The sequence below is a fragment of the Frondihabitans sp. GW821-FHT04F02 genome (genome assembly GCF_059420045.1).
On the sequence record NZ_JBWKSZ010000002.1, the window covers coordinates 69,258 to 88,788 of the forward strand.

Sequence of the window (19,531 nt, forward strand, 5' to 3'; positions counted from 1 at the left end):
GGAACTAGCGCCCGCCGCCGTCCTGCGACTTCTTCGAGGGCGCCGACGCGCTGTTCCGGGCCGTCGACCGCGCCGCGGCCGCCTTGCGGCGCGCCTTCGACGACGAGCCCTTGCCGGCCGGGGCGGGTACGCGCTCGTCGACCGCGACCGCCGAGCGGGCGACCGCTTCGGCCTCGGCCTGCGCGGCCCGGGCCGACTCGGCGTCCTTGTGCATGGTGCGGGGCACCGGCTTGACCGGGCGCCGCGGCTCGCCGGAGCGGTCCTGGCCGGGGAACACGCGCGAGCGGCGACCGTAGAGCAGCTCGGACGAGTCGAGCAGCCACGGAACGAGCGCGACGGTGACGCCGTGCGCGAGCATGAGCTTCTGCCGGATGCGGCGCGAGCGGTGGTTGTGCAGCAGCGACTCCCACCAGTGGCCGACGATGTAGATCGGCGTGTAGACGGTGACGACCTCGGCCCCGAACTCCTCGCGGTGCGCCTTGATGTACTTGATCACCGGCACGGCGACGTCGCGGTACGGCGACGGGATGATGATCAACGGCACGTCGATGTTCATCTCGTCCCAGCGCTTCTGCAGAGCCTGGGTGGTCTCGGGGTCGACCGACACGTGGATCGCCTCGAGGGAGTCGTGACGCGCCGCGATGGCGTAGTCGATCGCCTTGAGCACGGGCTTCTGCATCTTGCCGACCAGGATGATCGCGTGGTCTCCGGTCGCACCGAACGTGGTGGTCTCGTCGACCTCCACCTCGACGTCGACGTCGCGGTAGTAGCGGTTCACGCCGAGCATCAGGGTGAACAGGATGGGCATGATCACGAACACGATCCAGGCGCCGTGAGTGAACTTGGTGATCGTCACCACTACGAGGACGGTGAAGGTCAGGATCGCGCCGATGAGGTTGATGGTGAGCGAGCGCTTGATCTGGCCGCGGTCGACGGTCGCCGGGTCTCTCAGCAGTCCGAGCCAGTGGCGCACCATGCCCGACTGGCCGAGGGTGAACGAGACGAACACGCCGATGATGTACAGCTGGATCAGCTGCGTGACGCTGGCGCGGAAGACCAGCAGGATCATGCTGGCGATGATCGCGAGCACGATCACGCCGTTCGAGTAGATGAGGCGGTCGCCGCGGCTGTTGAGGGCCTTCGGGGCGTAAGTGTCGCGGGCCAGGATCGAGCCGAGCAGCGGGAAGCCGTTGAAGGCGGTGTTGGCCGCGAGGAGCAGCACGGCGGCGGTGACGGCCTGGATGACGTAGAAGAAGACGGACGAGCCGCCGAACACGCTGGCGGCGACCTGCGAGATGAGGCTGGGCTGCGGGGTGGTCTCGCAGTTCCTGAGCCCGATGAGATCGCAGGATGCCTCGGCGTAGTGCACCTTCGAGATGAGGGCGACGGCGACCAGTCCGGCGAACAGCACGATGGCGATCGCGCCCATCAGCACGAGGGTCTTCTGCGCGTTCTTGACCTTCGGGAAGCGGAAGGCCGGGACGCCGTTCGCGATGGCCTCGACGCCGGTCAGGGCGGAGCAGCCGGAGGCGAACGCGCGGAGCAGGAGGAGCACGAAGGCCGCGTGGGCCACCTGGTCGCCGTGCACCTCGTACTGCGCGCTGGAGGCGACCGGAGCATCGCCCGTGGCCGTGCGGAACAGCGCGACGACGATCATCACGAAGACGCTAGTGATGAAGAGGTAGGTCGGAACGGCGAAGGCCTTGCCCGACTCGCGGACGCCGCGGAGGTTCACGGCGGCCAGCAGGATGACGAAGAAGATCGCCATCTCGACCCGGACCTCGTTGAGCTGAGGCACGGCCGAGATGATGTTGTCGACGCCTGAGGCGACCGACACGGCCACGGTCATGACGTAGTCGACGAGGAGGGCGGACGCGACGATCAGGCCCGGCTTCTCGCCGAGGTTCTTGCGGGCGACCTCGTAGTCGCCGCCACCCGACGGATAGGCCTTGATGAGCTGGCGGTACGACAGGACGACGACGATCAGCAGGATGACGACCACGGCGGCGACACCCGGCGCCAGGGCCAGGAACGCCGTGCCGCCGATCAGCAGGATCATGAGGAGCTCCTGCGGCGCGTACGCCACGGAGCTGAGCGGGTCGCTCGCGAAGATCGGCAGCGCCAGGTGCTTGGGGAGGAGCTGCCCCTCCAGCTTCTCGGAGGACAGCGGCTCGCCGATCAGCCACCTCTTGGGGGACCGTACGTCGTTAGTCACGAGCCGCAAGCCTAATCCTGTGCGAGGGCCTGTCAACATCGCGGGCCGCGCCGGTATTCCCCCAGTTCTCGGGCCGCTCACAGCGCCCTCACGGAGCCGTGCCACAGCCGCCCCCCAGCGGGGCTGGTGTTGCATGAGAGAACTGCTACCGGTCGGTTCTTTCTCAGGGTGAGGCGCACGTGCATCTTCTTTCGGTCTTCAGCCTGCGCAACCGGGCCCTCATCGCTCTCATCACGATCGTGGTGGCGGTGTTCGGCGGGTACGCGCTGACGTCGCTGAAGCAGGAGCTGATCCCCGACATCCAGTTCCCGCAGATCGCGATCGTGTCGTCGTACCCGGGCGCCTCGCCCCAGGTGGTGAACGACAGCGTCTCGGGGCCGATCGAGAAGGCCATCCAGGTGATCCCGGGCCTCAAGTCGACGACCGCGACGTCGCAGACCTCCGAGAGCAACATCTCGGCCGAGTTCGACTACGGCACCGACCTCCCGGCCACCGAGGAGAAGATCCAGCAGGCCATCGACACGGTCACCCTGCCCGACAGCGTGAACACGCAGGTCGTGTCGGGGAGCCTCGACGACCTCCCGGTCGTGCAGCTCGCCGTCACGGGCGGCCCCGCCGACAGGCAGAAGCTCGTCGACGACCTGACCAACATCACCGTCCCTGCCCTTCAGAAGCTCGACGGGGTGCGGCAGGCGTCCGTCTACGGCGACGCCGGGCAGCGCGTGACGATCAAGCCCGACCAGGCGAAGCTCGCCGCGGTCGGCCTGACGACCTCCGCCATCAAGGACGCCCTCGACGACAACGGAACGCTCGTGCCGGGCGGCCAGATCACGCAGAACGGCAAGACGCTCTCGATCCAGGCGGGCCAGCGGCTCACCTCAGTGGCGCAGGTGCAGAAGCTCCCGCTCGTCGGCGCGAAGAACGCCCTCACCGGCGCCCTGCAGTCGACCGACATCGCCGACGTGGCCACCGTGAAGCTCACCAGCTCGCCGATCACCTCCATCTCGCGCGTGAACGGCAAGGACGCCCTGACGATCGCCGTGACCAAGACCCTCGAGGCCAACACCGTCGACGTGTCGAGCACGATCCGCGATCAGATCTCCTCGCTCGAGTCGAACCTCTCAGACGGCGTGAAGATCGAGGTCGTCTTCGACCAGGCTCCGTTCATCACGCAGTCGATCGAGAGCCTCTCCACCGAGGGGCTGCTGGGGCTCGCCTTCGCGGTGATCGTGATCCTGATCTTCCTGCTGTCGTTCCGTTCGACGATCGTGACCGCGATCAGCATCCCGACCAGCGTCCTCATCACCTTCATCGGCCTGCTCGCCTCGAACTACACGCTCAACATCCTGACGCTCGGCGCCTTGACGATCGCGATCGGGCGCGTAGTCGACGACTCGATCGTCGTGACCGAGAACATCAAGCGGCACCTCGTGCCGGGGGTGCCGCGGCTCCAGGCGATCACCGAGGCCGTGCGCGAGGTCGCGGGCGCGGTCACCGCCTCCACCATCACGACCGTCGTGGTCTTCCTGCCGCTGGCCTTCGTGCAGGACGTCACCGGCGAGCTGTTCCGCCCGTTCGCCCTGACGGTGGTCATCGCCCTCGTGGCGTCGCTGTTCGTATCGCTGACGATCGTGCCCGTGCTGGGCTACTGGTTCATGCGCCCGCCGAAGGAGCACAAGCACGACCGCGCCCCGGCGAGCGATGCGGCCCCGACCGATCGGCTGCACCGCGCGTACCGCCCGATCCTGCTGGGCACCCTCCGCCACCCGTGGCTGACGATCCTCGCCGCCGTCGTGATCCTGGCCGGCTCGGGAGGCGCCGCGACCCTCCTGACGACGAACTTCCTCGGGTCGAGCGGCCAGAACACCCTGACGGTGACGCAGGAACTCCCTGCGGCGTCCAGCCTCGCCGTCCAGTCGAAGCAGGCGGAGAAGGTCGAGAGCGCACTCGACTCCATCGATGCCGTCGACACGGTGCAGCTCACCATCGGGTCCAGCGGCAACTCGCTGGCCGCGTTCTTCGGCGGCACCGGCGGCAGCACCGTGACTTACCAGATCACCACCGACGAGAACGCCGACCAGGACGCACTGACCGCCACCGTGCGAAACAAGCTGGGCGCGCTCTCCGATGCCGGCGACATCTCGGTCGAGGCGTCGTCGGGGCTCGGGTCGAGCAACGACATCGAGGTGGACATCACGTCCAACGACGCCACCACCCTGTCCACGGCGTCCGACCGGGTGCTGAAGGCGATGAAGGGCCTGCCCGACACCGCCGGGGCCTCGACCAACCTGTCGGCGGCCCAGCCGCTCATCGGCATCCAGGTCGACCGCGCGAAGGCGGCGACCTACGGCCTGACCGAGCTCGAGGTCGGCGGCATCGTCTCGCAGGCGGTGCAGCCCTTCCAGGTCGGATCGCTCGAGATCGACGCGACGACGGTCGACATCTACACGATCCCGACGAAGGCACCGGCGACGCTGTCGGCGCTCAAGTCGGTCAAGATCCCGACCCCCACCGGGACGGTTCCGCTGTCGTCGATCGCGACGGTCTCGCAGACCGACGGACCGACCTCGATCACCACCGAGAACGCCGTCCGGAGCGCCACCGTCACGATCACGCCGGCCTCCGACGACCTCTCCGCCGCGAACTCGCAGGTCACCAAGGCGCTCGACGGGGTCGACCTGCCGAAGGGCGCGAGCGCCGAGATCGGCGGCGTCACCTCGCAGCAGGGCACGGCGTTCGCCGACCTGCTCATCGCGATCCTCATCGCCATCCTGATCGTCTACATCGTCATGGTCGCGGCGTTCAAGAGCCTGCTGCAGCCGGTGCTTCTCCTGGTGTCGATCCCGTTCGCCGCGACCGGCGCCATCCTGCTCCAGCTGATCGCCAACGTGCCGCTCGGCGTTCCCTCCATCATCGGAGTGCTGATGCTCGTCGGAATCGTCGTCACGAACGCCATCGTGCTCATCGACCTGGTCAACCAGTACCGCCGCCGTGGCCTGAACGTGCGAGAAGCTCTGATCGAAGGAACGTCGCGGCGCCTGCGGCCCATCCTGATGACGGCGCTCGCGACCATCTTCGCCCTCACCCCGCTGGCGATAGGTCTCACCGGGCACGGCTCGTTCATCTCGCAGCCCCTCGCGCTCGTCGTGATCGGCGGCCTGGTGTCGTCGACCGTGCTGACGCTGATCGTGCTGCCGACGCTGTACGGCCTGATCTACGGGTGGCTGGAGCGGCGCGCAGCGCGGCGCGGGGCGGGCGCCGCGTAGCGCTCGGCGTTCGGCGCTCGGCGCGCGGCCTGCAGCGCGGCGCGAGATGGCCCTCGTCGTCGGGTCGGCCGGCGCCGCCCGACGGCGAGGGCCATCTCGCGGCGGAGGACTCGGTTCTACCTCGGGGCGGCGGCGAGTTCCTGCGCTCGCTATTCGGGGGTGAGGCGTGTAGCGTGGGTTGGTCGGCTCGAGACACCGTGCTAGTTGCGCGGATGGGTTTGTGTTCCTGCTGTGCCTGCTCCAGGCACCAGGACAGTCTCCGGGGCCGGAATCGCAGCGATCCGCTGCGACGAATCACATATGTGAACGGTCCCTGGCCAATGGCGCCCGGGTGAATCCTCGCGTCATCGAGAACCCAGGAAGAACCATGTCTCCTTACGACAACTCTGCATCGCGCCCGCCCCGTGGAAAGGGCGAGCGACCCGGCTCCAAGAGCCCCAAGCACCGCGGCTTCCGCCCCGAGGCCGAGGGCGCTCCCGTCAAGAAGCGCTGGGACGCCGACGGCCGCGCTGCTCGCGCCGAGGGTCGTCCGGCCCGCGCCGAGGGCGGCCGCCCCAACTGGGAGCCGCGCAAGACCGGCGGCTCCAACCCCCGCTTCGGCGGCGGTGCCCGTGACGACCGCGACGCCCGCAACGGCGCTCGCGGCGGCGATCGCCCCTCGTACGACCGCGACTCGCGCCCCTCGCGCGGTGACGACCGCCCCTCGTACAACCGCGGCGGCGACCGCCCCGCCTACAACCGCGGCGGCGACCGCTTCGACCGCACCGACCGCTTCGGCGGCGGTCGCCCGAGCCGCGACGACCGCGCCCCCCGTTCCACCGACCGCGACGACCGTCCGGCCCGCGGCTACGACCGCCCCGAGGGCGGCCGCCCGGGCCGCGAAGACCGCGCCCCCTTCAAGAAGCGCGACGACTACGGCACCGGTCGCCCAGCGCGCTCGTTCGACCGCGACGACCGCTCCGCTCGCGGCACCGAGCGTCCGGCCCGCGGCGTCGACCGCGACGAGCGAGGCAACCGCCCGCCGCGCGACGACCGTGCGCCCCGCGGCTACGACCGCGACGCGCGTCCGGCCCGCTCGAACGACCGCGACGACCGCGGAGCCCGCAGCGACGACCGCGGAACCCGCAGCTACGACCGCCCCGCGCGTGGCGACGACCGCGCGCCCCGCAGCTACGACCGCAGCGATCGCCCTGCTCGCTCGTTCGACCGCGACGCCCGTCCGGCCCGCTCGTTCGACCGCAGCGATCGCCCGGCGCGCTCCTACGACCGCGACGACCGCCCCGCACGCCAGGAGCGCAGCAGCGACTTCTACCCGAAGCGCGACCACCAGCACTTCAGCCCCGAAGACGACGTCAAGCTCGAGAAGCTGCAGGCCGAGGTCGTCACGGCCGGCGACGTCGCGGGCAAGACCTGGGGCGACCTGGGTCTCGGCGACAACCTCACCCGTCAGCTGATCGCCATGGGCGCCCCGTCGCCGTTCCCGATCCAGGCGGCGACCATCCCCGACGTGATCGCGGGCAAGGACGTCCTCGGCCGCGGCCGCACCGGCTCCGGCAAGACCATCGCCTTCGGCGCTCCGCTGGCCGAGAAGCTCCTCGAGCACGGCGGCGCCAAGGACCGCAAGATGGGCCGCAAGCCCCGCGCGCTGATCCTCGCCCCGACCCGCGAGCTCGCGATGCAGATCGACGACACCGTGCAGCCGATCGCCCGCTCGGTCGGCCTCTTCACCACGCAGATCTACGGCGGCGTTCCGCAGCAGCGACAGGTGCACTCGCTCCAGCGCGGCGTCGACATCGTCATCGGCACCCCCGGCCGCATCGAGGACCTCATCGACCAGGGCAAGCTCGACCTGAGCGAGGTGACCGTGACCGTCCTCGACGAGGCCGACCACATGTGCGACCTGGGCTTCCTCGAGCCGGTGCAGCGCATCCTCCGCGAGACCGCCGACGTCACCCGCCACGGCGCCCGCGCCCAGAAGCTCCTGTTCAGCGCGACCCTCGACAAGGGCGTCGCCAAGCTGGTCGACGAGTTCCTGACCGACCCGGCCGTCCACGAGGTCGCCGGCGAAGACCAGGCCTCGGCGACGATCGACCACCGCGTGCTCCTGATCGAGCAGCGCGACAAGGGCGCAATCATCGAGCAGCTCGCGCAGGGCAAGGGCAAGACCCTCGTCTTCGCCCGCACCCGCGCGTTCGCCGAACAGCTCGCCGACCAGCTCGAAGACGCCGGAATCGCGTCGACCAGCCTCCACGGCGACCTGAACCAGTCGCGCCGCACGCGCAACCTGCAGCTGCTCACCTCGGGGCGAGTCAACGTGCTCGTCGCCACCGACGTCGCCGCCCGCGGCATCCACGTCGACGACATCGAGCTGGTCATCCAGGCCGACGCCCCCGACGAGTACAAGACGTACATGCACCGCTCGGGCCGCACCGGCCGCGCCGGCAAGGAGGGCACGGTCGTTACGCTGATCACGCGCGCCCGCCGCCGCCGCATGGAGGAGCTCCTCGACCGCGCCGAGATCAAGGCCGACATGATCGAGGCCCGTCCCGGCGATCGCCTGATCGACGAGCTCGCCGGCCTCTAGGCCCCACCCCCTCGAGACTCCAGCACCCGCTGATCCGGCACGCGCCGCACCATCGGGTGCTGGAGTCTCGTCGTACCGCGACCGTTCACGGCGGCGTGCCAGACTGCGCCCCATGCAGATCGTCACGTCGACCACGGCCAACGGAATCCTGACCAGCTCCGCCAGCGTCCCCGGGCGGTGCTACGGATCGATCGCCTTCGGCGTCGGCACCCGCGACGAGCCGGTGGCTCACCGCGGCATCAGCCACCTGATCCTGCACCTGATCGAGACGGCGATGGAGCCTGCCCTCATCCCCGCCGACGCGGCGCTCGACGAGGGCGCGCTGACGTTCAGCGCCTCCGGCACGACAGCCCAGGTGCTCCGCTTCTTCGAGACGCTCTCGGACGCCGTCCTGTCCCTCGGCAGCGTCTCGTCGTTCGAGCTGAGCCGGGCCAAGCGCCTCCTCGAGCTCGAGGATCCCGGCAGCGTCGCCTCCCCCGGCGTCGACATGCGCACCTTCCGCTACGGCCTCGGAGAACTCGGCCGCGCCGGCTTCGGCGAGCCCGGCGCCTCGGAGATCGGCAAGAAGGACGTCTCACGCTGGGCCGCCACCTGGCTCACCGCCGAGAACGCGGCCGTCGCCCTCACCAAGCCCATCACGGCCTCCTTCGACCTCGACCTCCCGTCGGGCCCCAAGCCGTTCCGCGGCACGGCTGTCGCCCGCCCCGGTACGCCCACCCTGATCGCGTCAGAGAACGCGGGCATCGGTGCGTCGATCGTCCTCCCCAGCACCGGGGCGCAGGAACTCGGGACCGCCGTCCACCTCGCCCTCCGCGACCGCCTCCGCGTCGAGGCCGGCCTCGCCTACTCGGTCGACTTCGACCTCACGCGGGTCTCCGACACGGAGTCGGCCCTGACCTACTCGTTCGAGCCGGCCCTCGCCGACATCCCCGAGGGGGTGAGGGCGCTGGTCCACGGCCTCCAGGACATCGCCGACGAGGGCGTCTCCGCGGCGGTCCTCACGCTGGCGGTGGAGCACGCGCGTCTGGCCGCGGCGAGCGACCCGGAATCGGTGGCCGCCCACCTCCGCGACGCGAACGGCGCCGCGCTCCGCGGCTTCGGGACGGCGACGCGCGAGGAGAGCATCGCGACGGCCTCGGCCTTCACCTCGGAGTCGGTGGCGGCGGCCGTCTCGGCGGCGCTCCCGTCGCTGCTCGTCGCGTTCGACGGGGCCGCCGACCTCGCGAAGGTCGCCATGTCGCTGAAGCTGCCGATCGACCCGTTCGACCTGCTGCAGGAGTCGACCGAGAAGACGTGGAAGAAGGCGGTCAAGGCCGGCGCACCGGTCTGGTCGGGGAGGAAGTCGGCTGGCGCCGAGGGCGTCGAGGCGATCGTCGCCGCCGATGCGGTGCTGTTCCGCGAGGACGACGTCGTCGCGGCGGTGCGGTTCGACGACCTGCTGATCGTGGGGGAGCGGCCCGAGGGCACGCTCGTGCTGGTCGACGCCGACGGCCGATGGGACGCCTTCCACGCCGGCGAGTGGAAGCGGGGAAAGGCGTTCGTCAAGGCGCTGCGGAAGGCTCTGCCGGCGGGCACGGTGGTGCCGTTCGCGGCCGTGGGTGCCTGAGGGGTCGGAGGGACGGCGAGGGGCAGTTCCTGCGCAGAGCGAGCCCGGGGCTGCCTCGGCTCAGAGGCGGTCGAGGATGCCGCGCGCGTAGTTGGCCTGCCCGGCGTGCTGAAGGCAGTCGTCGACGATGCTGACGAGGCGGGCACCGCGGGTGACCGGCGGGGTCCAGCCCTCGTCGACGATGTCGTCGAGGTCGGACTCGCCGACGCCGGCCAGGTAGGCCACCGACTTCTCGGTGACGGCGGCCAGGTAGCCGTTCAGCAGGTCGGGCGTCGCGACGACGCGTGCCACATCGCCGGCGCTCATTCCGTAGCCCATCTCGTCGGGGCCGAACGGGAGCTCGAAGCGGTCGTACCAGCCGTCGGCCGTCCACACCTGCTCGGTGCCGGCGAGGTCGGCGATCTGGACGTCCTGGCCGCGGGCCGTGTGCCAGGCCAGCCAGGCGATCGTGTTGGTGCCGGGGCCCGGGCGGGCGGAGAGCTGCTGGGCGTCGAGGTCGGCGGTCGCGCGCTCGATGAGGGCGGGGACGCGGGAGAAGGAGTCGGTGAGCAGCTCGGCGGGAGTCATGGCTCCACGCTACGACCGGCCGCCGACATGCGCCCGCCGGCGAGACCAGTCAGGCCGTGCTCTGGTCGAAGCAGTCGGACCCCTCCGAGAGGGCCACAGCGACGCCGCCGAAGAGGGTGGTCATCTCGGCGTAGTCCGACTCGGGGATCGCCTGCGCGAGGGCGCAGCGGTAGACGTCGGCGACGGTCTGCACGGCGCCGCGGCCGGCCGGGGTGAGAGCGAGCACGACGCTTCGGCGATCGGTGGGGTGAGCCGTGCGCTCGATCGTGCCTCCCGCCTCGAGTCGGTCGACGAGGCTCGTCGTGGCCCCGGTGGACAGCTCGAGGAACTCGGCCACCTGCTTGGGCGTGACGCCGTCGCCGGCCTCGGAGATGAAGAAGAGGGCGCGGATGTCGGTCGCGCCCATCGCGAGGGCTGTGCTCTGGTGGATGATGACGCGGCCGTGCTGGAGCTGCATGAGTCGGAAGGCCTTGAGGAGCGCGGTGAGCTGCTCCGCCGAGGTCGATGCGGGCGCGGTGGCCCCGCTGATGGTCATGGGTTCTCCTGCTGTCAGGGCGGCGGAGCGCTGCGTGCAGCTGATCGTCCGGAGCCGATGTCTCGATGATCGAGGTAGTCAATGCTAACCGACTACTCGATCATCGAGTCATCCCCAGAACTGGGGAGAGTCCGCCCGCCCGGGGCGCTCCGGTGCGAGGATTCAGGGATGAAGCTCGCAGAGGCCCTGATCAACCGGGGCGATCTCCAGAAGCGCATCGAGCAGCTCCGGGCCAGGATCCTGGCCAACGCCCGCTACCAGGAGGGCGAGGAGCCGGGCGAGGACGCCGCGGCGCTCCTCACGGAGGTGCAGTCGCTGCAGGACGCCCTCGAGCAGCTCGTCGTCGCCGTCAACCTGACGAACGCGTCGACCATCCTCGACGACGGGCGCACCATGACCGAGGCCCTGGCCCACCGCGACCTGCTGCGGACCCGGCACTCGATCCTCACGCAGGCCGCCGACGCGTCGGCCGGGGTCGGGGACTACGGCGGCTACCGGCAGCTCCGCAGCGAGCTGCGGCACCTCTCGGCCCTTCCCACGGCGCGTGTGCGCCAGCAGGCCGACGACGTCGCCCGGCGGCTGCGCGAGCTGGACGTGCTCATCCAGCAGGCGAACTGGGAGGCCGATCTCTCGGACTGATGAAAGCGACGACTCGTCCGGTGAGTCGGTAGGCGCCGATCGGAGCGAGCACGGAGCCGACGAGGCGGCGGTCAATCCGCCTCATGTCTCCGCGAGGGGCAGCGGGCCGCGCAAGCAGGCACACCTCAGCCCAGCACGTGGAACACGTGACACCTCAGGAGTCACACCTCATCACCCCGTGCTGGCCGATCGACGCCGAGGGTGGGATCGGGGCCTCACCGGGCGGAGAGTCGTCGCGCGCCGAGGCTGTGGACGATTTCCGATGCGTGTCGGAGGGGCTGGATACAGTGATGCCACCCTCCACGAAAGGCCTCCCCGCTTGCGCATCCTCCACACCAGCGACTGGCATCTCGGGCGAACCCTGCACGGCGTCGATCTGACCGAGCACCACGCGGCGTTCCTCGAGCACCTCGTCGAGGTGGTGCGCGAGAGGGCAGTCGACGTGGTCGTCGTCGCCGGCGACGTGTACGACCGGGCCGTGCCGGCGGTCCCGTCGGTGCGGCTGCTCTCCGACGCCTTCGCCCGGCTGAGCGACCTCGCCACCGTGATCGTGACGCCCGGCAACCACGACTCCGCGACCCGTCTCGGGTTCGCGGCAGGGCTGATGCGGCCGAGCCTGCGCATCCTCGCGTCGGTCGACGACGTGGCCGAGCCGGTGGTCGTCACGGACTCCGACGGGCCGGTCGCGTTCTACGGCGTCCCCTACCTCAATCCGGACGACGTCCGGTACGCGTTCGGCGCCGAGCCGCTCCCGCGCTCGCATGAGGCCGTGATGGCAGCAGCGCTCGCCGGCGTCCGCGACGACCTCGCCGGCCGGGACGGCGCACGGTCGGTGGTCGTCGCCCACGCCTTCGTGGTGGGCGGGGCGGCCAGCGAGAGCGAGCGCGACATCCGCGTCGGCGGGGTCGACTCCGTGCCGACCGGGCTCTTCGACGGCTTCTCCTACGTGGCGCTCGGGCATCTCCACGGGCAGCAGACGCTGCGCTCCGACAGGGCCGTGATCCGCTACTCGGGGTCGCCGCTGGCGTTCTCGTTCGGCGAGCGAACGCAGGTGAAGTCGACGACCCTGATCGAGCTCGCGGCGGACGGGAGCGTCGCGCTCGAGCAGATCACGGCACCCGTGCCACGACGGCTGTCCGAGATCACGGGCGACCTCGCCGACCTGCTCGACGGCCGTCACGACGACGTCGTCGACGACTGGCTCCGCATCTTCGTGACCGACGCGGTCCATCCCGCCGGGCTCCACGCTCTCCTGCGAGAGCGGTTCCCGCACGTGCTGGCGATTCAGCACGTGCCCACCGGCGGCCTCGCTCCGAGCGAGAGGCGGGCCATCGCCGTCGATGCCGACCCCGTCGAGATCGCGACCGGGTTCGTCGAGTACGCGGCGGGCGCGGCGCCGACCGGTGTCGAGATCGCCGTGCTCCGCTCCGCCTACGAGCGCGCCCGCTCGGCAGAGGCGAGCGACTGATGGACCTCCACCGCCTCACTCTCCGCGCCATCGGCCCCTACGCCGGCGAGTTCACCGTCGACTTCGCCGCGCTCGGCACGTCGGGCGTCTTCCTGCTCGAGGGGCCGACCGGCGCCGGCAAGTCCACCGTCATCGACGCGATCGTCTTCGCGCTCTACGGCTCGCTGGCCGGCGCGGCCTCAAGCGACGACCGCCTCCACAGCCATCACGCCGCCCGCGACGTCGAGCCGTTCGTCGAGCTCGTCTTCGAGACGCCGGTCGGCATCCACCGCATCCGACGCACCCCCGCGTGGGAGCGCCCCAAGGCGCGCGGCGAGGGCTTCACGCGCGCCAACGCGTCGGTCACCCTGACGAGGCTGGCCACGCCCGACTCGCAGGGCGGCGAGCCGGTGTCGTCGCGCGCGCAGGAGGTCGGCTCCGAGATCGTCCGGATCGTCGGACTGACCAAGGAGCAGTTTCTCCAGACGATCGTGCTGCCGCAGGGCGAGTTCGCGCGCTTCCTGGCGTCGACGGGAGAAGAGCGGCGCCTCGTGCTGCAGTCGCTGTTCGGCACCGAGGTCTACGACCGCACCACCGCCGAGCTCGTCATCGCCCGGCGCGACGCCCACGCGGCCGTGACCGCCGCCGAGACGGCTGTCGCGCAGGCGCTCGCGGGCCTTCGCGGCGCCACCGGCGACGACGGAGTCGAGGTCGCCGACGCACCCGATGCCGTCGCGCGCTTCACTGCGGCCGCTTCCTCGGGGGTCGACGCCCGAGAAGCGCGTCGAGCCGTCGCGGCCGCGGCCGAGGCCCGCCGTGTCGAGGCGGTCCGGCTGGTCGACGCGCTGGCGCGCCGCAGTCGTCTTCTCGCCCAGCAGCAGGAACTCGAGGCCGCCACCGCCGCTGCCGACACCGCGCGGGCTCGCCTCGCGTCGGCCCGCGCGGCCGCCCTCGTCGTGGCACCCGCCGCCGCACTCGCCCGATCTCGGGCCGAGCTCGAGGCGGCTGCTGCCGCTCTCGCGGCCGTCGAGCCTGCGTCCGGCACATCGGCTCCGCCCCTCGCGGCTTCCCCTCGGGTATCGGCTTTCGCTGCGTCTGTCGCTTCTCCTGAGGCGGGGCCGTCCTCGGTGCGCGACCTCGTCCTCCGCCGCGACGCGCTCCTCGCCGAGATCGCCACGCTTCGCGACGTCGCGCGCGTCGAGTCGGGGCTCGACGCTCGCCGGTCGGCCCTCAGCCAGTCGCGACAGACGCTGCAGACGGCGCGCGCCGACATCGAGACGACCGAGTCGGCGCTGGCCGAGCGGGCTGCGACCCGGGTCGAGCGGGTCGCCGCCCTCGACGACCTGCGTCGGCGCGTGGGCGACGTCGAGAAGGCGCGCTCCGAGTCCGCCGCCGCCGAGGTCGCCCTCGCCCGACTGAGTCGTCGCGACGACCTCGCGGCGCAGGTCGAGTCGATCGGTGCCCGCGTCGCACTGGCCGTCACGGCGGCGGGGGAGGCCGTGGCGGCCGAGGCCGAGCTCCGCCTATGCCGTATCTCGGGCATGGCCGGGGAGCTCGCACGCGATCTCATTCCGGGGGAGCCCTGTGTGGTCTGCGGAGCGGTCGAGCATCCGCACCCGGCCGGGATGCTCGACGAGCACCCGTCCGACGAGCGGATCGAGGAGGCCGCCGACGCAAGGGCTCAGGCTGAGGCCCGGCTTCGTGAGGTGCGCGGCGAGGAGAGCGCGCGTCGTGCGCTCCTCGACGACGCGAGCGCCGAGGTCGGCGATGCGACCGGCGACCAGCTCGCTGAGCGGCTCCGGGCGGCGACCGTCCGCCTGGCCGAGCTCGAGTCGGCGCGCGGCGAGCTCGCCACCGCCGAGACCGCGCTGGTCGCGTTCGACGATGAGACGACGGCGATGGCCACGGCCCTCGGCATCGCCCGCGAGGCGGCCCAGGGTCAAGCGGCCCGAATCGAGGCGGACGCCGAGGCGATCGACGCCGACACGGCTCGCGTCGCGGAGGCGCTCGACGGCCGCGCCCAGAGCTGCCGCGACCTCGTGTCCGCCCTCAATGCCGACGAGCGCGCCCTCGCGAGCCGAATCGCCGCCCGCCGTGCCCGTGACAGCGCCGCCGAGACCGTCGAAGCGCGTGCGGCCGAACTGGCGGGAGCCGTCGAGGCGTCGCCGTTCCCGAGCGCCGATGAGGCGGCGGCGGCCGTCCTCGGCTCCGCCCGGGAGGCCGAGTTCGCGCGGGTGGTCGCTGATCACGAGTCCGCCACCGCGATCGTCGCCGCAGGGCTCGCCGCCGCCGACATCGCGGCGCTCACCGGCGACGAGGAGCCCGGCCTCGAGGCCGCCACCGAGCGCGCCGACGCCGCCACGACCGCCCTGGCCGAGGCCGTCGATGCGGCCACCAGGGCGAGCGACCTGGCGACGCGGGCCACGACGGCGCTGCAGGCCGTCGACGCCGCCGTCTCGGCGCAGGCCGCCGTCGCCGGCGAGACCCGGGCGATCGTGCGGATGGCCGACATCGCCAGCGCCGCCGGACGCGAGAACCTGCGCGGGGTGACGCTCGGGACCTACGTGCTGCTCCGTCGGTTCGACGACGTGCTCGACGCGGCCAACGCCCGCCTCAGCGTGATGTCGAGCGGTCGCTACCAGCTCGAAGGGGCCGAGCGCGAAGCGGGCGCCCGCACCCGCAAGACCGGCCTCGCGCTGGCGATCCGCGACAACGCGACCGACACCACCCGCGACCCCAAGAGCTTCAGCGGCGGCGAGACGTTCTACGCCTCCCTCAGCCTCGCGCTCGGGCTCGCCGACGTGGTGAAGTCCGAGGCCGGCGGCATCGACCTCGGCACGCTCTTCGTCGACGAGGGGTTCGGCACGCTCGACCCCGAGACGCTCGACTCCGTGATGACCGAGCTCGGCAAGCTGTCGGCGGGTGGCCGCGTCGTCGGCATCGTGAGCCACGTCGACGAGCTCAAGCAGCGGATCGCCGACCGGATCGAGGTGCGGAGGAGGCCCGACGGGTCGTCCGTGCTCACGACGACGGCGGGGCGGTGAGGGGTGCGCCTGTCTTTCTGGCGACCGCCTCGAGTTCCTGCCAGGCACTGCCCTGCGCCCGCGGGGATTTCAGGGAGGATGGACGGATGACCATCCGATCGTTCGACCCCGCCGACACCGACGCGGTGGTCGCCCTCTGGCAGGAGGCCGGTCTGACCCGGCCGTGGAACGACCCGCGCAAGGACATCGAGCGCAAGCTGCGCGTGCAGGCCGAGCTCTTCCGCGTGGCCGTGGCCGACGACGGACGGATCGTGGCCACGGCGATGAGCGGGTACGACGGGCACCGCGGGTGGGTCTACTACGTGGCGGTCGCGGACTCCGAGCGGGGCACCGGGCTGGGCGCGCGCATGATGGCCGACGCCGAGGGGCTGCTGCTCGACCTCGGGTGCCCGAAGGTCAACGTGCAGGTGCGGGAGGGCAACGACCGCGTCATCGGCTTCTACGAGCACCTCGGGTTCGCGCCCGACAAGGCGATGGGACTGGGACGACGACTGATCGCAGACTGACCGGCTACCCTCGCCAGGTGAGCCACGCCTACCACCGGATGTTCCGCGCGCACACCGGGTACCGGTGGTGGAAGCCGCTGGTGGCCATCGCGATCGGCTTCGCGCTCTACTTCGGGTTCTCGCTCGTCTGGCAGCAGGGGCTCGTGCTGATCGTGGAGGCCGTCGGCGGACGTCAGGCGGGCGTCGACCTGGTCGACGCGGCGCAGCGCAACCCGCAGGACAGCTCGAACCCGCTCGTCATGCTGCTGACGCTGGGCGCGCTCGCGACGATGGTGCCCGCCGTGATCATCGCGGTCCGGCTGGCGGGCCTCGGCGGATGGGGTCAGCTGACCAGCGTCGTGGGGCGGCTGCGCTGGCGGTGGCTGGCGCGGTGCATCGTGCCCGGCGCCATCTTCATCGGCGTGAGCATCGGCCTGAACGTGCTGACCTCGTCGATCTGGCCCGAGCAGGGTGCAGTCACGGCGCCGGGGACAGCGACGCCGCCGGCCGCGCTGTTCGCCTCGATCGTGATCATCCTGCTCTTCGTGCCGCTCCAGGCGGCCGGCGAGGAGTTCGCCTTCCGCGGGCTCGCCATGCAGAGCCTCGGCTCGTGGGTGCGCTGGCCCGTCGTCGCCATCGTCGTGCCGGTCGTCGGCTTCGCGTTCGCGCACTCGTACAACGCGTGGGGCCGTCTCGACGTGTCGGCGCTCGGCATCGCCTTCGCGTACCTGACCTGGCGCACCGGCGGGCTCGAGGCGGGCATCGTGGCGCACGTGATCAACAACGTCGTCGTCTTCATCATCGCGGCGCCCGTCGTGCAGGTCAGCCAGAACGACGGCTCTCCGATCGGGGCCGGCATCACCGTCGTGTCGGCAGGCGTCTACGTGCTCCTCGTCGAGTTGCAGGCCCGCCGGCACAGCCCTCAGCGCACCGGTGGCGGCCCTGTGGAGAACGCCAGCGCGATGTCGGACGACCCTCGTAGACTCGCCCGGTGACCACGACCTCCGCCCCCGCTCCCGTCGGCCGCACTCCGCTCGACGTGCTCCACGACGTCTTCGGCTACGACGCGTTCCGGGGCAGCCAGGCCGCGATCATCGACCAGGTCGCGAACGGTGGCGACGCCCTCGTGCTCATGCCCACGGGCGGGGGCAAGTCGCTCTGCTACCAGGTGCCCGCGCTCGTGCGCGACGGGGTCGGCATCGTCGTCTCGCCCCTCATCGCGCTCATGCAAGACCAGGTCGACGCGCTCGAGGCGGTCGGCGTCCGGGCCGCCTTCCTGAACAGCACGCAGGACTCGATGCAGCGGGCCGGCGTCGAGGCGGCCTTCCGCTCGGGCGAGCTCGACATGCTCTACCTGGCTCCCGAGCGGCTGCGGCTCGAGTCGACGAAGCATCTCCTCGACCAGGGGCGAATCTCGCTGTTCGCCATCGACGAGGCGCACTGCGTCGCCCAGTGGGGTCACGACTTCCGACCCGACTACCTCGAGCTCTCGGTGCTGCACGAGCGGTGGCCCGATGTGCCGCGGATCGCCCTCACGGCGACCGCGACCGAGACGACCCACCGCGAGATCTCGACCCGCCTCGATCTCGACGGCGCCGCGCACTTCGTCGCCGACTTCGACCGGCCCAACATCCAGTACCGCATCGAGGCGAAAGACCAGCCGCTGAAGCAGGTGCTCCGCCTCATCCAGACCGAGCACCCCGGCGACGCCGGCATCGTCTACTGCCTGTCTCGCAACTCGGTCGAGAAGACCGCCGAGTCGCTCGTCGCCAACGGCATCCCGGCGCTTCCGTACCACGCCGGCCTCGACGCGGGCACGCGCCAGCGCAACCAGTCGCGGTTCCTCCGCGAAGACGGCATCGTCATGGTCGCGACCGTGGCGTTCGGCATGGGCATCGACAAGCCCGACGTGCGGTTCGTCGCCCACCTCGACCTGCCCAAGTCGGTCGAGGGCTACTACCAGGAGACCGGTCGCGCGGGCCGCGACGGCCTGCCCGCCACGGCGTGGCTCGCCTACGGGCTGCAGGACGTGATGCAGCAGCGCCGCATGATCGACCAGTCCGAGGGCGACGCCGCGCACCGCCGGCAGCTCACCGCTCATCTCGACGCGATGCTCGCGCTGTGCGAGACCGTCGAGTGCCGCCGAGTGCAGCTGCTCGCCTACTTCGGTCAGACCTCGACGGCCTGCGGCAACTGCGACACCTGCCTGACCCCGCCGACTGCGGTCGACGGCACGGTCCCGGCGCAGAAGCTCCTGTCGACGATCGTCCGCCTCAAGCGCGAGCGCAATCAGCAGTTCGGTGCCGGCCACCTCGTCGACATCCTCCTCGGCAAGCGCACCCCGCGCATGACGCAGCAGGGCCACGAGGCCCTCGCCACGTTCGGCATCGGCACCGAGCTGAGCGAGATCGAGTGGCGAGGCGTCGTGCGCCAGCTTCTCGCCCAGGGCCTCCTCGCGGTCTCGCCCGACGGCTACGGCACCCTCCTGCTGACGGACGCCTCCGGCGAGGTGCTCTCGGGAGCCCGGCCGGTCCGGCTTCGCAAGGAGCCCGAGCGCGTGGCGAGGTCGGTGCGCACCCGTCGGGGTTCCGGCGCCGCGGCCGTGACCGATCTGCCCGCCGAGGCCCAGCCGCTGTTCGAAGAGCTCCGCGCCTGGCGGGCCGCGACGGCTCGCGCGGCCGGAGTCCCCGCCTACGTCGTCTTCGGCGACGTGACGCTGCGCGGGGTCGCCGCCACGCGCCCCACCACGCTCTCCGCCCTCGCCGCCATCTCGGGCGTCGGCCAGAAGAAGCTCGAGACCTACGGCGAGGCGCTGCTCGAGGTGGTGGGCGGTGCTGGGGGTGGCGGTGCCGCTGGATCGGGTGGGGCTGGGGCCGGCTCTGCGTCTGTTTCTTCGTCGGGTGGTCGAGCGGCGCCGGGGCGCGGGCCGGCCGCCGCGCCGGTGACCAGCTTCGACCCCGAGCCGGAGTTCGACGACGGCGGCTGGCCCGACGCGCCGCCCGACGACCCGTACGACGAGGGAGTGCCGCCCGACGAGTGGCGGTAGGGCGGACGCGTTGGCGGTGGCCTGCGTGCACGCGCCAGTTCGTGCGTTCGTTCGCGTGTTCGCGCGCTAGCTCGCAAGGAAGTGTTGGGTAGACGTC

12 protein-coding genes are annotated in these 19,531 nt (G+C 71.4%); 9 read left to right on the plus strand and 3 right to left on the minus strand.

The genetic code is table 11. The annotated features are described in order from the left end of the window. Window positions 1-4 precede the first annotated feature (4 nt). Window positions 5-2,215 carry an APC family permease gene (locus AC07TY_RS05500; protein ID WP_494784604.1) on the minus strand — a complete coding sequence of 737 codons (2,211 nt, stop codon included), beginning with the start codon at window positions 2,213-2,215 and terminating at the stop codon, window positions 5-7. 179 nt (window positions 2,216-2,394) lie between these two features. On the opposite strand from AC07TY_RS05500, the gene AC07TY_RS05505 reads away from it, so the two are divergent. The 3 genes from AC07TY_RS05505 (at window position 2,395) to AC07TY_RS05515 (ending at window position 9,671) form a co-directional block, all read left to right on the plus strand. Beyond that, window positions 2,395-5,481: an efflux RND transporter permease subunit gene (locus AC07TY_RS05505; protein WP_494784605.1), complete on the plus strand. Its 3,087-nt coding sequence runs from the start codon at window positions 2,395-2,397 to the stop codon at window positions 5,479-5,481. Window positions 5,482-5,848: 367 nt separating this feature from the next. Beyond that, the gene (locus AC07TY_RS05510; RefSeq protein WP_494784606.1) at window positions 5,849-8,065 is read left to right on the plus strand and encodes a DEAD/DEAH box helicase; all 2,217 of its coding nucleotides are present in this window, start codon (window positions 5,849-5,851) and stop codon (window positions 8,063-8,065) included. A gap of 112 nt (window positions 8,066-8,177) precedes the next feature. Further along, the gene (locus AC07TY_RS05515) at window positions 8,178-9,671 is read left to right on the plus strand and encodes a peptidase M16 family protein (RefSeq protein ID WP_494784607.1); all 1,494 of its coding nucleotides are present in this window, start codon (window positions 8,178-8,180) and stop codon (window positions 9,669-9,671) included. Between the two features lie 60 nt (window positions 9,672-9,731). On the opposite strand, the gene AC07TY_RS05520 is transcribed toward AC07TY_RS05515, so the two are convergent. Further along, a complete protein-coding gene (locus AC07TY_RS05520; RefSeq protein ID WP_488624915.1) occupies window positions 9,732-10,238 on the minus strand; it encodes a mycothiol transferase in 507 nt (168 codons plus the stop codon). Between the two features lie 49 nt (window positions 10,239-10,287). Continuing rightward, window positions 10,288-10,773 carry a MarR family winged helix-turn-helix transcriptional regulator gene (locus tag AC07TY_RS05525; protein WP_494784608.1) on the minus strand — a complete coding sequence of 162 codons (486 nt, stop codon included), beginning with the start codon at window positions 10,771-10,773 and terminating at the stop codon, window positions 10,288-10,290. 168 nt (window positions 10,774-10,941) lie between these two features. Here AC07TY_RS05525 and AC07TY_RS05530 point away from each other — a divergent pair, with 168 nt between their 5' ends. The 6 genes from AC07TY_RS05530 (at window position 10,942) to recQ (ending at window position 19,434) form a co-directional block, all read left to right on the plus strand. After that, entirely contained in the window at window positions 10,942-11,412 is a 471-nt protein-coding gene (locus AC07TY_RS05530) for a DIP1984 family protein (protein WP_123505637.1), read from the plus strand. Between the two features lie 319 nt (window positions 11,413-11,731). Continuing rightward, on the plus strand, window positions 11,732-12,880 hold the full coding sequence (locus AC07TY_RS05535; protein WP_494784609.1) for a metallophosphoesterase family protein: 1,149 nt from the start codon (window positions 11,732-11,734) through the stop codon (window positions 12,878-12,880). After that, on the plus strand, window positions 12,880-15,903 hold the full coding sequence (locus AC07TY_RS05540) for an AAA family ATPase (protein ID WP_494784610.1): 3,024 nt from the start codon (window positions 12,880-12,882) through the stop codon (window positions 15,901-15,903). Before AC07TY_RS05535 ends, AC07TY_RS05540 begins: the two co-directional genes overlap by 1 nt. Window positions 15,904-15,989: 86 nt before the next feature. Next, entirely contained in the window at window positions 15,990-16,409 is a 420-nt protein-coding gene (locus tag AC07TY_RS05545; RefSeq protein WP_123505634.1) for a GNAT family acetyltransferase, read from the plus strand. Window positions 16,410-16,426: 17 nt separating this feature from the next. After that, window positions 16,427-17,383 (plus strand): CPBP family intramembrane glutamic endopeptidase, encoded by a 957-nt coding sequence (locus AC07TY_RS05550; RefSeq protein WP_494784611.1) that lies wholly within the window; start codon window positions 16,427-16,429, stop codon window positions 17,381-17,383. Further along, window positions 17,380-19,434 carry a DNA helicase RecQ gene (gene recQ / locus AC07TY_RS05555; RefSeq protein WP_494784612.1) on the plus strand — a complete coding sequence of 685 codons (2,055 nt, stop codon included), beginning with the start codon at window positions 17,380-17,382 and terminating at the stop codon, window positions 19,432-19,434. The genes AC07TY_RS05550 and recQ overlap by 4 nt, the downstream gene beginning before the upstream one ends. The last annotated feature ends 97 nt before the right edge of the window (window positions 19,435-19,531 follow it).

Excerpts from the sequence above, each read along its gene's own strand:
- AC07TY_RS05510 (WP_494784606.1), top strand. The coding sequence starts at position 5,849 with ATGTCTCCTTACGACAACTCTGCATCGCGCCCGCCCCGTGGAAAGGGC.
- AC07TY_RS05515 (WP_494784607.1), top strand. The coding sequence starts at position 8,178 with ATGCAGATCGTCACGTCGACCACGGCCAACGGAATCCTGACCAGCTCC.
- AC07TY_RS05520 (WP_488624915.1), bottom strand. The coding sequence starts at position 10,238 with ATGACTCCCGCCGAGCTGCTCACCGACTCCTTCTCCCGCGTCCCCGCC.
- AC07TY_RS05525 (WP_494784608.1), bottom strand. The coding sequence starts at position 10,773 with ATGACCATCAGCGGGGCCACCGCGCCCGCATCGACCTCGGCGGAGCAG.
- AC07TY_RS05530 (WP_123505637.1), top strand. The coding sequence starts at position 10,942 with ATGAAGCTCGCAGAGGCCCTGATCAACCGGGGCGATCTCCAGAAGCGC.
- AC07TY_RS05540 (WP_494784610.1), top strand. The coding sequence starts at position 12,880 with ATGGACCTCCACCGCCTCACTCTCCGCGCCATCGGCCCCTACGCCGGC.
- AC07TY_RS05545 (WP_123505634.1), top strand. The coding sequence starts at position 15,990 with ATGACCATCCGATCGTTCGACCCCGCCGACACCGACGCGGTGGTCGCC.